Annotated in this window: 14 protein-coding genes; 9 read left to right on the top strand and 5 right to left on the bottom strand. The window is 30.0% G+C overall.

Annotation, left to right across the window (positions count from 1 at the left end; all coding sequences use genetic code 11):
- Positions 1-336 precede the first annotated feature (336 nt).
- Both ACQKII_RS20555 and ACQKII_RS20550 read left to right on the top strand, forming a co-directional pair.
- Positions 337-561 carry an N-acetylmuramoyl-L-alanine amidase gene (locus ACQKII_RS20555; RefSeq protein WP_427462354.1) on the top strand — a complete coding sequence of 75 codons (225 nt, stop codon included), beginning with the start codon at positions 337-339 and terminating at the stop codon, positions 559-561.
- Between the two features lie 106 nt (positions 562-667).
- Positions 668-997, top strand: coding sequence for a hypothetical protein (locus tag ACQKII_RS20550; RefSeq protein ID WP_427462331.1), 330 nt, complete (start codon positions 668-670; stop codon positions 995-997).
- A 636-nt stretch (positions 998-1633) separates the two neighbouring features.
- On the opposite strand, the gene ACQKII_RS20545 is transcribed toward ACQKII_RS20550, so the two are convergent.
- Entirely contained in the window at positions 1634-2596 is a 963-nt protein-coding gene (locus ACQKII_RS20545) for an alpha/beta fold hydrolase (protein WP_427462330.1), read from the bottom strand.
- A gap of 640 nt (positions 2597-3236) precedes the next feature.
- On the bottom strand, positions 3237-4004 hold the full coding sequence (locus ACQKII_RS20540) for a GNAT family N-acetyltransferase (protein WP_427462329.1): 768 nt from the start codon (positions 4002-4004) through the stop codon (positions 3237-3239).
- 463 nt (positions 4005-4467) lie between these two features.
- Between ACQKII_RS20540 and ACQKII_RS20535 the strand changes: the two genes are divergently transcribed.
- Positions 4468-4716 carry a hypothetical protein gene (locus ACQKII_RS20535; RefSeq protein ID WP_427462328.1) on the top strand — a complete coding sequence of 83 codons (249 nt, stop codon included), beginning with the start codon at positions 4468-4470 and terminating at the stop codon, positions 4714-4716.
- 734 nt (positions 4717-5450) lie between these two features.
- Here the strand turns inward: ACQKII_RS20535 and ACQKII_RS20530 are convergent.
- From ACQKII_RS20530 to ACQKII_RS20520, 3 genes are read right to left on the bottom strand one after another with little or no spacing between them, the layout of a single operon-like run.
- Entirely contained in the window at positions 5451-5972 is a 522-nt protein-coding gene (locus ACQKII_RS20530; protein ID WP_427462327.1) for a hypothetical protein, read from the bottom strand.
- Positions 5973-5978: 6 nt separating this feature from the next.
- Positions 5979-6743, bottom strand: coding sequence for an SAR2788 family putative toxin (locus ACQKII_RS20525; RefSeq protein WP_427462326.1), 765 nt, complete (start codon positions 6741-6743; stop codon positions 5979-5981).
- Complete coding sequence (locus ACQKII_RS20520; RefSeq protein ID WP_427462325.1) at positions 6743-7624, bottom strand: S8 family peptidase; 882 nt, start codon at positions 7622-7624, stop codon at positions 6743-6745. The genes ACQKII_RS20525 and ACQKII_RS20520 overlap by 1 nt, the downstream gene beginning before the upstream one ends.
- 1320 nt (positions 7625-8944) lie before the next feature.
- Here ACQKII_RS20520 and ACQKII_RS20515 point away from each other — a divergent pair.
- From ACQKII_RS20515 to lepB, 6 genes are all read left to right on the top strand, one after another.
- Entirely contained in the window at positions 8945-9220 is a 276-nt protein-coding gene (locus ACQKII_RS20515) for a response regulator transcription factor (protein WP_427462324.1), read from the top strand.
- 66 nt (positions 9221-9286) lie between these two features.
- Positions 9287-9664 carry a hypothetical protein gene (locus tag ACQKII_RS20510; RefSeq protein WP_427462323.1) on the top strand — a complete coding sequence of 126 codons (378 nt, stop codon included), beginning with the start codon at positions 9287-9289 and terminating at the stop codon, positions 9662-9664.
- Positions 9665-9731: 67 nt separating this feature from the next.
- Positions 9732-10772, top strand: coding sequence for an FtsX-like permease family protein (locus ACQKII_RS20505; protein WP_427462322.1), 1041 nt, complete (start codon positions 9732-9734; stop codon positions 10770-10772).
- Positions 10769-11965, top strand: coding sequence for an ABC transporter permease (locus ACQKII_RS20500; RefSeq protein WP_427462321.1), 1197 nt, complete (start codon positions 10769-10771; stop codon positions 11963-11965). The genes ACQKII_RS20505 and ACQKII_RS20500 overlap by 4 nt, the downstream gene beginning before the upstream one ends.
- Positions 11962-12636, top strand: a complete 675-nt coding sequence (locus ACQKII_RS20495) for an ABC transporter ATP-binding protein (RefSeq protein WP_427462320.1) — start codon at positions 11962-11964, stop codon at positions 12634-12636. Before ACQKII_RS20500 ends, ACQKII_RS20495 begins: the two co-directional genes overlap by 4 nt.
- A gap of 38 nt (positions 12637-12674) precedes the next feature.
- The gene (gene lepB / locus ACQKII_RS20490) at positions 12675-13229 is read left to right on the top strand and encodes a signal peptidase I (RefSeq protein WP_427462353.1); all 555 of its coding nucleotides are present in this window, start codon (positions 12675-12677) and stop codon (positions 13227-13229) included.
- Positions 13230-13296: the final 67 nt, after the last annotated feature.

The raw sequence follows: 13296 nt of genomic DNA, 5'->3' as shown, positions 1-13296 counted from the left end.
GTGTCTTACAGCAATTAGGTCAGTAGCGTTTTGTCGGCAGGACCCTCTATTGGTAATTTCAATTGTTTGCGAAGCTCGTTGGATAATTTTATTCTTGTTTCTTCGCTCACTATATAATACCACAAATCCCCAATTCCCCCCCTTCACCGGTAATTTCCATTTGTTTAATATTTTTGACGCCACTTTTATGAGAGCGTTGAATAGCTATCATTTGATCAATTGTTAAGTTCGTTTGAATATTTTTCTTAACAACTAAGAGGTGATTTTTATCAAACTTTATTATAAATGATCAATCTTTTTTATAAAACTACAATAAAAGAGTTCTTTCTTCCATAGATATTAAAAGTTAAATCATTCATTATTGATGCAGGGCATGGCGGTAAATACGATGGCACAACATCGGGTTCTCGAAAAGAAAAAGTAGTGACTTTAAACATGTCTAAAATTCTTGAAAAGAAATTAAAAGCTAAAGGGGCAACGGTTTACATGACTCGTACCACTGACAAACTGCTCCACATGAAGGGGATTTTGCGATCATCCGTGATAGTGTATTATTTTTAATAATCAAAAAAACACCGTTATCCATAGTTAAATTTTATCAATACTGGATTTTATCGTATTTTTATGGTATCTTCTTTTAGGTATTCATACATAAAGGAGAGGTAAAATGAAATTTTTAAAAGGCCTAATTGGCGTAGTAATTTTAGCTGTTTTAATCAATGGTGGTTTGTGGTTGTACTGGAAAAATGCGAACAGTGAAGAACATGCCGAAGTTGAGAAACTTGAAAAATGGTTTGACAAAGCAGACGAGACATTAAGTAGTTTAGAAAAACAAGCAGGTAATACAGATTCAGACGAAGAATATGACGCCATTTTAGAAGAGTACAACACTTTATCAGATGAGTATAATAAAAATATAGGTCATTACAACGAATCGATTGAAGTATTAAATGATGAATTTTATTTGATCCCATTCTCAGTGAGAGGTAGTAAATAGTATAACTTCATGGGGGACCGTCAGGAAAATGCGGATTTACTACTTTAAGCATTTTAAGAATTAAAAATGTTTAACTTAACAACGATAAGAGATTTTGAGACCTGTATATGAGACGTTCAAAACCCTTTAATTACTGTTAATTAACGTTGTAAATTGTCAAAATCCTGGCGCTACCCTTAAACATTCTTTTAAACTAACCTACCCCGTTAGCCATCCATGAAGCGAAAAAATTAGCACTTCACCACAGAATACGAAAGATAATAAAGTTCTTTCATGGGAGTACACAGATTTTTTCTACAAATACTTCAACTAAACTCCGTTAGCTATCCATGTCGCGTAAAATCAACGCTACACCACAGAAAATGAAAGATTATTACGTTCTTTCATGGGAGTTCAATAAAATTAGCTTGATTACGACCAGAATGTACCACTTCCGTCATCTTTTTCACCAGTGATTTCCACAAGGCTTACTACCTGTTGCCACCGCATTTACCAATGGGGTAATATTTAAAATAACGAGTGATAAAAAAGCCTAATTCCTGCTTCTTTTTGGCTAGGAATTAGGCTTTTGGTCTTCCACTATCGCTCCCGATTGCTGAACATTAGATCTACATAAAAGTTAAATATTCGCTAATATTAACGATTTAAACTTTCTATAAACTCTTCTGATTCCTCAGCTATTCGCTCATAGTCAATACTATGAACATAGTGAGATGAATCTAACTCAATTAATTTACCATTATAAATCATACTAATAAAGTCATTTTGAATGCCATTCCACGTTTTAATATCAAAACCTGTTCCCTCACCATTGGATGAAAACAAAAGTATAGGAATGTTCGGCATTCCAACTTTTTTGACTTTTTGTGCATTTGCTTTTATATTATTTATTTCATTGATCATATCTTTAGTCAAGGTTCTTCGATAAAAAATTACTTTATACAACTTTTTCTCTATATCTGTTAAATTTCCATATTTTATCGCGTCACTTTCCGATAGATTTGGAAACCACCTGGTTAACCCAGTATTTGCAGCTAAAGCACCTAATCGAACGAGGAACATATTGATATCTAAATCTTCATATGCAGTTGGAACAGCCATATCTAATCCAATGATAGCTTTTATTTCATCCGGGTAGTCTTGCGCCCATTTCAAGGCTTCAATGCCGGACATAGAATGAGGAAATAAAATATATGGTCCTTCAATTCCTGATTTAAAAAGAGCTTCTTTTGTTTCAGCTAGAATTGTATCAATGTCTCGATCAGTATCTGTGACTTCGCTAAATCCATAACCTGCCTTTTCAACAACAACAATTTTATATTTATCGCTTAACAAGGAATAAAGTGATTTAAAATCTAATGCAGGTGAGCTCGTACCACCACCAGACATAAAAATAAGAGTACCTTCTCCTTTTCCTTCTGTATAAACGTGCATTTGATGACCATTAACTTCTACAAGTTGTCCAATCGGAACAAATAGTTCTTCTTCTTTTGACAATTGTATTTTATGATTAATAAAGCTCACAGAAAGAAACAACACAAAAAACGAAATAATTACTGTAAATATTATCAACACAATACGTTTAAATCCTCTTTTCATATTTCACACCCATATTCTGCATTTTATAGCAGATTATTTCCTACCTTATTCTACATAATGGCCCGATTGCGGAAAGAACGAATATCTTACACTAGATGCCTTTCTCCTATTTTTTTAGTTGTGATACTTATATATTGAACGAAACCGAGACTCGTTAAAAGAAGTAGTAAATTATTTGTATAAAATCAAAAAAAGTATATTATGTATGGACCTTCCATCTCATAATATACTTCTCAAGTGCTTCCTTAAAGCTTATTGCAGAAGCCTGCCCTAGTAAGTTCAAGAAAGAAAAAAAGAGCTGTATATGCAACTTAATGATCTTCAAGTAAAGCCCTCCGAAAGTTCAATAAAATACTCGACCCATGGCTAATGGATCGAGTTTTAAATTTGATTTTATTTATTCAGCTTATATTTACCGTTGAATGTCAGTACCAGACTTTTTTATCATTCAACATCAGTATACAACTTTTTTGTGCAGTATATAACTTTATTGTAAAGTATGCGACTTTTTTGTCCAGTATACATCTCTATTGTCATTCAACAATAGCGCCCGTTTGTTCAATAAGAAAGAAGAAAGAGTGTTACCGCAGTAACCCACATTCTTAAACTCAAGTACCCTTTAGCTTAATAAGAAATTTCCTTATTCAAATACAACCATTTCTCCGACATCTATAAACCCAAAGCGCTTATAGATATTTTTCCCATCCTCTGATGCTTGTAAGACAACGGGTTTTTGTTTATCTTTTGTTTGAGTAAGAAGGTATTGAAACATTTCACTGCCATATCCTTTACTTCTAAATGTTTCTTTTGTCATAACATCATAAATACCATAACTTTCTTTGCTATCTATTAGTAAACCAGTAGATACAGTTATTTCACCGACGCGTCCAATAAACATTTGAATTTCTGAACCTAAATTCACTTCAGAAAACTTATTAAAATAATTTTCTAACGCATCTTTTTCTGGTGTACCTTCAAATAGGCTCATAAAAACCTCTTTATATTCCTTAAGTTCTTCAAAATTTCTCACGTGAGTAATCATAAGCTGATGGGACTTTCTTTGACCAACATTAAGAGTATTTTCAAGTTTCATCATTACATTACGTTCTGCTTCTTTTAGGTCGTATTCTTGCATCAGGTCTTGCCAGCCAGCGTTCAAATACCGGGAGTCAATCCATGTACTAAAGGGATATTCTTTAAGAGACATATTTTCGATGCTACTTCTAATATTAAATGCATTTTTTATATGTGAAGATTTCGGCAAAAGTACATTGAATGTATCAGTCGGTATTTCTGTATTGGCCAAAACAAAATCTTCTTCTTTGATAAGCTTTCCATTAACCGCATGAGTGAATATTCTTATTTTTTCTTCAAGATTGTTTATAACTAATTGTTGATTTGCAATCATTTCTTTGCACCTCCAATTAAATTCAGCGCGCGCTCTTTTTTATTATAGGAGCAATTCAATTATAATAAAACAATGTTCACAGTTTTTATATCCTCCCATAATTTTCAGAAAACGTAAAGCGCACTTGTTTATTTACTCCACAATCTGGCCGATTGTTGAATAGAATGACTCGCATTCTTTAAATAACTTTATTATTTTTTAAACGACTTTATTGTAAATTAAACAATTTTTTTGTCACTCTACAAATAATGAATACAGAGAATAAGGTTGTACAAAAATGATAGTAAAAACCTTCTTTTCACAATTGGAAAATAAACTGATACATATTTTTTGATGATAAAGAAAAAGTTATTTTAATATCCTTTTTTTAGTAGTATTATGTAATGGTATAAATAAATATTTTTTAAGAGAATTAAAATTTTATTCAAAAAGGATTTATTCTAAAAGGAGTATTTTTATAAAAATGTTAGGTTTATTTATAGGTATAGTACTTATCATAATAGGATTTTTTATAATTCCTATTGGCTTTGTTCAATTAAAAGATGAATTAGGGGATTATAGTGATAAGCCAATATATAAAAGAATTTTTGTTTATACTATTGAAATTTTTAGTTTCTTAAATCTTAGTAACATCATTGGTTGGTTATTGGGTATAGGGTTTTTACTAGTTATTTCAGGTTTCTATTTTGTAATTTTATTTTTTTCTAAATAATAATACTATTTATGGTAATTTTAAATATAAATACTATATTAGTAAAAATTCAGTTGGATAAATTTTATTATATTTTTATAGTCTAATGTTGGAGTAATACAAGTACAATTACAAAAAATATTGCAACGTCATCTGCTCAGGGAGCAGCAATTGGTGGTGTTGCTGGAACAGTGAAATACGCAGCTGGTTCTGCAGCAAAATATTTTGGATTGACAAAGTAAGTAATAATAATTAAAACTGGATGCGGAATTACATAAATGAGGATACAGTTTACCATTTTTGGGGGTGCTAACTTGATTAACTCGATTACTATTTGTGAAAATATAACTGAAGAATTTAAATCCGTTAACGAAAAAAATATTTACACCAAAAGATGCTCATGTTTGTGCTTTAATTGAGTTAAGTAAAATAGAAGAGGATACATACATTAATATAGAATGGACAATTGATGATAATAAACAAGAAATAATCGGCATTTATCAACTACCTTTAATCGGGAAAGAAGATGGTTCTAGATTTACTGTTGCAGGTTTAGATATTCAATTGTTGTTATCAGAGAATATATGTTATTGAACTATCGCCCCCTATAGTATTTGTTCACAATGTTATTCTTTTCCCACTTCATTTAATAAAAGAATGCTACCCCTTTAGTTACATAAAAAAAGGCTCCCCTTTTTCAAGGAAAGCCCCTAAGTACAATACTGCTTTATTTAATTAGTAAATTAACAAATGTTTTAATTATTAGAGATCTCATAATACGTATCATAAAGGTTTTTATAGTTATCTTTTAGTTTAGTAATGTTAGTGGAATCATTTGAAATAATATCAATAACATCACTACTTACATATAATAAATATTCATTGGAATAGAATGAAATATATGCTCCTGCTATTCCATTTTTAACATTAAAACAGTAATTATATACATCTAAAGGATCTAAGTTTTTTATAGAAGCATAAATTACTCCATCATTTGTATCGCCTTCTAATACTACATCCTCTTTCCAATTTTTCAAATGAATAATTTGACCAATCTTTGTTTTGGCTGACTTACGTTTTTTATTGAAAATATATTCAGAAACAAAGATAGCATTAATATCTTTATTCCCATTAAATATTTGATTAATAATTAATTGTAGGTTAACACTACTTAGCTCCTCAATATCAAATCGTATCCGATTGTCTTCATGAACTTGGAAAAAAGGTGTCACTTGAGTACAGTCAAAGTCAATATTAAAGTCTTTTAATTTTACCAAAGTGTATCAATCTCCTATTTTATTTAATTCGGCATCATAGGTTCCTGAACGTGTTTTCTTTGAACCTAAATTTTTTATAGAGTCGGCGCCTTTCCATACTCCTCCATTATGACCATCTTGATCTATTGAAATATATTTAGGTTTTCCTTTTTTATTATAAAATATTTTAGCTCCATGTGAATATTGGTTTTCAACTAAAGAATACCCTAAATCTTTAGCTGCTTCTTTAGCTACAGCTGGGACTGAGCGAATCATAGAAGCAACAACACTTTTTCCCCATTTTTTCAAAGCTTGTTTAAGACCCTGCTTTGCTATAAACCCAACGATAACACCAACTACTGGCCAAACAGATGCCTGTAACTCTGCACTATCATACAGATATTCTTCTCCAGTTTCATGGTCAATAAAGCTCGCTTTAAAATTATCTTCATCAGTAATTGATAAAAGCGTAACATCGAATTTTTTATCAACAGAATTACCATATTTATCATCTAAGTTGGCACTTACTGTTATAGTATCTGTATCTTCATTAAACTCTAACATACTAATAATAGTAATTTCTTCTGTATTTAAACTAGATTCAACGTATTTAGAGTCGCCTTCTATAAAATAATTATGCTCTACTATTTCACTATTAGAAACTAAATTATTCTCTTCCGTATTAAGTTGAACTAGTTCTGGCCCTTCATTTTCAATCGATGTTGCATACCCTACACCACCATAAGCTATAAATAATGACACAGAAAGTAGTATCGCTATGAATTTTTTCATTATTCTTCCCCCTTATATTGTATTAATCCTTTCCCATAAATACTTGTAGGACCAAGTTCTAATGCATGGGAATTTAAGTATTCAGTAATTTCTTCGTTATTCAATGATGTTTTAAGCAAAGATATAATTCCTGTAGCATACGCTGTAGCGAAAGATGTTCCAGTTTTTTTATTAATTTTCCCATATTCATTTAGAACAGGAACGTCCACGCCTGGGGCTACATAATCAACTTTTCCTTTTCCTGCATATATAAAAATGTCTTTTTGCTTATCAATTGCAGAAATAGATAGAACTTCTTTATATTTAGCCGGGTAATCTGTTGATAATCCAATTGTATTTCCTGAAGCCGCAACTAATATAATTCCTTCTTCTTGGGCTCTTTGTATAACTTCATGAAATTGAGGATCATCCTTTGAAAAACCATAACTCATATTAATAATGTCAACTTTGTTCTCTATAGCCCATTTTATACCCGAAATTGTATGTTCGATATCGCCTAAACCGGTGTTGTCTAACACCTGAACATCATAAAGTTCAACTTGGTTATTGATACCAATAGGGAATTTTTCAGAAGATGTACTTGCTATAATACTGGCAATCATTGTACCGTGATTGTTTAAAGGATTTACTTCTGAAGAATTATCAATTGCATTAAAACTTTTTACAACACGAGAACTAAGTTGAGGAATATCTTGATTAATACCACTATCAAGTATTGCTACCTTAACAGGTTTTCCCCTTGATACTTGTTCGACCTCAATAGGTATAATTGTACATATGGCCCAATTTTTTTTACATGCTATATTCTCTTTAATATCTGTCGAATCACAACCTCCAATCAATACTAAAAGAAAAAGTAGCAAAAACTTCCTCTTTTTCATTAAAACCTCCTAATTTTGTATTTCTTACCACTAAGTTGCACTATATCATTATTTTTAAAAATAAAAGGTTTATATTCATAAATACACCAAAAAAGTATAATATCAACAACTATTTGTCATTGAACATGTTACGATTAAAAGATACGAAATTTTCAAATTTAGAATTGCCCCATTTAAAAACAGGTTAAGAGAATAGACTGTAGTCAACACCACCATCATATGTCGAAAAGGCAAGGTTTGTTGTTTTCATTAATATTTTTCTTCAATAAAATTTATAAGAGATATCCTACTTACACAAATCTGCTGCGTTTTTCCAATAAAAAAGTTGCTACCATAGTGCAGCAACCTAAAAATACTTCTTATATAGTTCCCGACTAAAATTACCAGTTAAAAACGTATACACTCTCGTTTTTTTCTTTTCTCATGACCCATGAGATTTTGAATAACCTATTACGAGGAAAACACTCTTATCTTTAGTTTTAAAGCCGAATCTCCCTTAGTGTAGGGAAATTCGGCTTTTATGTTCCAAATATTGTCTTATTGTATATTTTCGTTATTTAAACAACTATAAGTGTTTCTCGCAACTTTTTTACAATCGTCGCGACTTTATTTTAAACATCGTATCTTTTTTATAAACATCGCAACTTTATTTCAAATCTACAATAATGTATACGCACAACTCAATTGTACCCCGAAAACGTTTCAAACCAGTATTTTTACGTCTCAAAAATACCTCTACCAACAACTTAGTAGTACCCTATAAAACCTATAATCTTTTTTATTCATACAACTCAATCGTACCCTAATGGATTCTCCTTCTTATATATCCTTTCATGAAAGTGTTCATGTATTTCTATGTATTCTCTAGTCTTTTGAAGATTCGGTAATCCTGCTTTGATATTTATATTGTCAACTGCTCTTAAGATCGACCAGTATACTTTGGCTTATTTTTAATAATTGCATTACTAACAATTGCTTTTAAATATAATAGTACTTGTCTATCTCAGTGTATTAGTTCAACAATATGCGAGTATTAAGAAACACGGGGCTATTTAACACCAGTGATATTCAAGCAGCAGTCATTATAATAATGCTCTAATATAGTGTGGACATATCATAGTAGAAATATAATAATCGTCAAATTTTTTATAATTTATTATAAAATCTAAAACTAAATAGTTCGGATATTATAAAAAAGAATGTTTTTATTACTTATATAAAATAATCATACTTTTCTTCCCTATAATTAAAAAGAAATTATGGAGATAGAAATATAACTAGCTATTTAAAGAAAAGAGAAGAAAAGAGGAGTTTGAAGCTATGAAACAACAAATTTTAGAATCTGATGTTATAATCTCAGATTCTGATAAAACAATTTTATTTTTAATTTCCAAAGAATATACAAATAAACAACTCGCATCTGAACTTAATTATTCAGAAAGAATGATCGAACATAAAATTAATAAGTTATTTAGAAAATTTAATGTGTGTACCCGAGTTGGGTTAGTATCGAAAGCATTTCAATTAAAAATACTTTCAATTTACAATCAAAACATTGTGGAAACCCACAATATCAAAAAAACAATAAATATGTAATTATATTATACATAAATACATATTTTAGTATTTATGTATAATAATTATTTAAGAGGAGGAAGATTTATGGGTAATTTAAGAAAAGCAATTTTAGCTGGTGCTTTAGCATGCGGTATTGGAGCGGTAGGAACTGTAGGAACTATTGCAGCTTCTGGAGCAGCTCCATTTGGATTTACATCAAATAATAACGTACAGGTAACTGCAGATGCATGGTTTACACCATCAGTTAAAACTACAAGTTCTCATGGTTACGATTTAACTGCAGGGAAAAACGTTCAACAATCATACGTGCGAATCCAGGAAGGTAATTATGACTCTGGTCGTGTAAATTCTACCGCTGCTTCTAGTAAAACTGATTCAAATGTGTATCATGCATACCACTCTAAAATGAACGCACCATTTTCAACTGCCTACACTAGCTATGGTTGGTATTACTTTAATTAATTTTCATTCTAATATAATGTCCATTCTATTTTAGAATGGACATTATTTACAATTGGAGAAATATACTATGACATTTTTTAATAGATCTATCTACATAATTATTTACCTTGTTGCTGTTTCTACATTTACTTGTTTGGCATTCTCATCTATATTAACCTCTTACGAAAATACAAAGAATTTGCAAAATGGGTTAAGTGAAAACAGCATACAAGTTTCAATTCAGTCTAATATGGGTGAAACAAATTTAACAAATAATGATATGTTGGATAAATTGGTGAACGCTTCCGATTCCTTTTTGCTTTATAAAGAACTTGGAACTTATTATGGTAAAGAAATATATTTACATAACACTATATTTCCTTTTGAAACAGCAAGTAATAGAAAAGACATTAATTTCTTTATAGATTCTATTATCATTGACCAGGCACTGTTAAATAATACAATCACCAAAAATGATACTCAATATTTCTTATTTAAGGGAAAGTATTATGAAGTTATTGATTCATTTATAAAGGTGAAAAAAGATATCAATCAAGATAGTAGTTTTTTTACTGCACTAAATATTCAAGATTCTTTAATTGGCAATTATGTAATAGATGGTATCCCTAAACAAACACTTGAAAATATATTAAATGAATTTGTTGCTACATTTAATGGAGACTTAACGTATTCCATAGACAGCTTATCTTTGAATTTTAAAGATAGAATTTCATTGGTTTTCAAAGATCAAATCCTAATTATTTTTATTTTACTCCTAACAATCTTATTAATTGTAATGAATACCATTGGAACTATTATAGCTTGGATTGACTCTCGAAAAGATGAAATTAAAACAAGATACTTAGTCGGGGCCAGCTCTTTTCAAATCCAATTTTGGTTATTAAAAGAGTATTGGTTAATATTAATATCTAGCTTTTTAATAGGGACCATAGCGGCTATTATCGTTTTCAATTTTGGTTTTTTAAATTACCTTATTAAAGAAGTTAATATATATGGAATTTTCATTTCTTTATGTTTCTGCTTTTTCATCGGTACCCTAACAGCCATAATATCAATCACTTATCATTACACGAAGAAGAGCTCCATAAGAAAGGATGTTAAACAATGATGAGTCAATTTTTATTATCTTTATCTGATATTTGGCGAAAAAAGGGGACCACTTTTATATTACTCATACAGTTGAGTATGTTATTGATTATTATTAACCTTGTTATGCTGAGTTTTAATGACCTAAATCGTATGAAGGAAGAAGTACAAAGATTAAATTCAAGCGAAGAAATCTATTCATTTATGGATTTTACTGATGAAACTCAAATAAACGAATTGCTTAATGAGGAAAGTAGAGTAAAGGATTTAACTGATCTTTATGACTATATCTTTTCTAATAATGATTTCCAAGCGTTTTCTCTCTATTCAGCAACAAAACCTTTTGATAGTGCGACATTACAAAATATTGATGTAAATAATATAACAGTTATACAAAATACAGCATTAATTAAATTTATTTATACTAATGAATTATTTATTAATTATTTTCACATTGCAGTAGAACAAGGAAAGTTATTTTCAGATGTTGAGTATACAAAAAAAACAGAAATTATTCCCATAGTAATCGGCAATAAACTTCAAAACTATTTACAAATTGGGCAACGCATTACGGACATAAGTGGGCAACAATATGAAGTAATTGGCATTTTGAAAGAAAAAACCAATTATATAGATATTATGTCTTCGCGAGAATTTGAAAGTTTGGATTATATGATTATGCTACCTCAAAATAAACATAATTTTGTATCTAATACTTATTTGGATTCCATTATTAATAAAGCTTATGTCGTTTCTGATAGTGAGAGTAATGTGGAAAAAATCATAAAATATGCGGCAAGTTTAGATACGTACTCCTTTGCTTATAAAAGTATGTTGCAACAATTAGATGTTGTTGTGCGTGATAAAGAAAAATGGATTCAAATGCAACTACTCCTTTTAAGTTTAGTTATTATCTTTACATTTATAAGTGTAACAGTTTCATACTTACAGTTTATTGAAAAGCATATCTATGAGTTTGGAATACACATATTATCAGGAGCAACTATCAAAGATTTAGCTTTACGAATTTGTTTCCAACTAATCCCGTTATTTTTAATTAGTGATGTGATTGTTATAAGTATTTTTAGGGAATTTGCTGTTGCTAAAAACACTCTTGGGATTACTATAATATTGGGTATAGCACTTTGTATAATTCCTGTTACTAAAATTAGTTTAATAAAAATGACTTCGATGTTAAGGTGGAAAAACAGATGAGTATAATACAAATTAAGGATTTATCTAAAATTTATAACACTAAGGATAATTCTTTATATGCATTAAAAAATGTATCATTAAGTATTGATAAAGGAGAAATGGTAGCGATTATAGGGACCTCTGGTTCAGGAAAATCAACTTTATTAAATATTTTAGGTTGTATAGATTCTCAAACCAGCGGCGCCTATTTTTTGGACAATCAATCTGTCGAAAGTAAATCGAAAAAAGAACTGGCTGAAATGAGAAATAATTATTTAGGATTCGTAATGCAAGATTTTGCTTTAGTAGATTATTATTCTGTAAAGAAAAATGTTACATTACCCTTGATTTACTTAAAAAATAAAGAATTAAGAAAAAAAAGACAAAAAGATTTAAATGGATTACTTGAAAAAATGCATATTAAAAAAAAGATTGGAGAAAAAGTAGCGTATTTATCAGGTGGGCAAAAACAACGAGTTGCAATAGCCAGGGCATTAATTAATAACCCTGAAATTATTTTAGCAGATGAACCTACTGGATCATTAGACCAAAATACTTCAAAACAAATTATTGAACTCCTATTATCGTTAAATAGAGAAGGGAAAACAATCATAATTGTCACTCATGATCCTATGATTGCTTCTTATTGCAACCGTGTTATTCGTATAGAAGATGGGGTAGTTAGCGATTAATCTTATTTTGAATTCTTAAAAGGGGGCTTGTTTTGAAGATGGAAGAAAAATCAAACAACGAAATAGGAGCATGGTTGAAAATTTTTATAATTGGATTTTTGTGTTTAGTAGGAATTCGCTATTTCTTATTGACTCCTATTGTTGTAGACGGTGCCTCAATGAATCCTACGTTTAATGATGGTGATAGAGTAGTAGTAAATAAAATTAGTTCAACCATTACTGGTTATGAAAGATTTGATATAATTGTATTCAAATTTACAGGAAACACTCATTATATTAAGCGTATTATTGGAGTCCCAGGCGACCATATTGAGTACAAGAACGACGAATTGTATATAAATGATAAAAAATACGAAGAGCCATATCTTGATGAATTTAAATTTTCATTAAAAGATAATGAACCTTTTACAGAAAATTTCACGCTTGAAGCAAAGTTAGGAGAAGTAGTTGTACCTGAAGGACACTATTTTATACTAGGAGATAACCGTAGAAATAGCGTAGATAGTCGAGTTGATAAAGTAGGGTTTGTTTCGAGTGATCAAATAATCGGTACAGCAAGTTTTATTTTTTGGCCGCTGGGTACTCGGGAATAATAGAGAACTATTATTAAATATTATATGTTTTATTAATAAAACAACAGTCCATTCGAGTAAACAAATA

Origin of the sequence: Lysinibacillus sp. NPDC048646 (assembly GCF_050272295.1) — a bacterium.
Taxonomy (GTDB): domain Bacteria; phylum Bacillota; class Bacilli; order Bacillales_A; family Planococcaceae; genus Lysinibacillus.
The sequence above is the reverse complement of the archived record's forward strand: the minus strand, read 5'-3'. Positions and strand labels throughout refer to the sequence as shown.

Bases quoted from the DNA above. Each gene is read 5' to 3' on its own strand.
- ACQKII_RS20520 (WP_427462325.1), bottom strand. From the start codon at position 7,624: ATGAAAAAGAGGAAGTTTTTGCTACTTTTTCTTTTAGTATTGATTGGA.
- ACQKII_RS20495 (WP_427462320.1), top strand. From the start codon at position 11,962: ATGAGTATAATACAAATTAAGGATTTATCTAAAATTTATAACACTAAG.
- ACQKII_RS20540 (WP_427462329.1), bottom strand. From the start codon at position 4,004: ATGATTGCAAATCAACAATTAGTTATAAACAATCTTGAAGAAAAAATA.
- ACQKII_RS20535 (WP_427462328.1), top strand. From the start codon at position 4,468: ATGTTAGGTTTATTTATAGGTATAGTACTTATCATAATAGGATTTTTT.
- lepB (WP_427462353.1), top strand. From the start codon at position 12,675: ATGGAAGAAAAATCAAACAACGAAATAGGAGCATGGTTGAAAATTTTT.
- ACQKII_RS20550 (WP_427462331.1), top strand. From the start codon at position 668: ATGAAATTTTTAAAAGGCCTAATTGGCGTAGTAATTTTAGCTGTTTTA.
- ACQKII_RS20510 (WP_427462323.1), top strand. From the start codon at position 9,287: ATGGGTAATTTAAGAAAAGCAATTTTAGCTGGTGCTTTAGCATGCGGT.
- ACQKII_RS20500 (WP_427462321.1), top strand. From the start codon at position 10,769: ATGATGAGTCAATTTTTATTATCTTTATCTGATATTTGGCGAAAAAAG.
- ACQKII_RS20505 (WP_427462322.1), top strand. From the start codon at position 9,732: ATGACATTTTTTAATAGATCTATCTACATAATTATTTACCTTGTTGCT.
- ACQKII_RS20515 (WP_427462324.1), top strand. From the start codon at position 8,945: ATGAAACAACAAATTTTAGAATCTGATGTTATAATCTCAGATTCTGAT.
- ACQKII_RS20525 (WP_427462326.1), bottom strand. From the start codon at position 6,743: ATGAAAAAATTCATAGCGATACTACTTTCTGTGTCATTATTTATAGCT.
- ACQKII_RS20545 (WP_427462330.1), bottom strand. From the start codon at position 2,596: ATGAAAAGAGGATTTAAACGTATTGTGTTGATAATATTTACAGTAATT.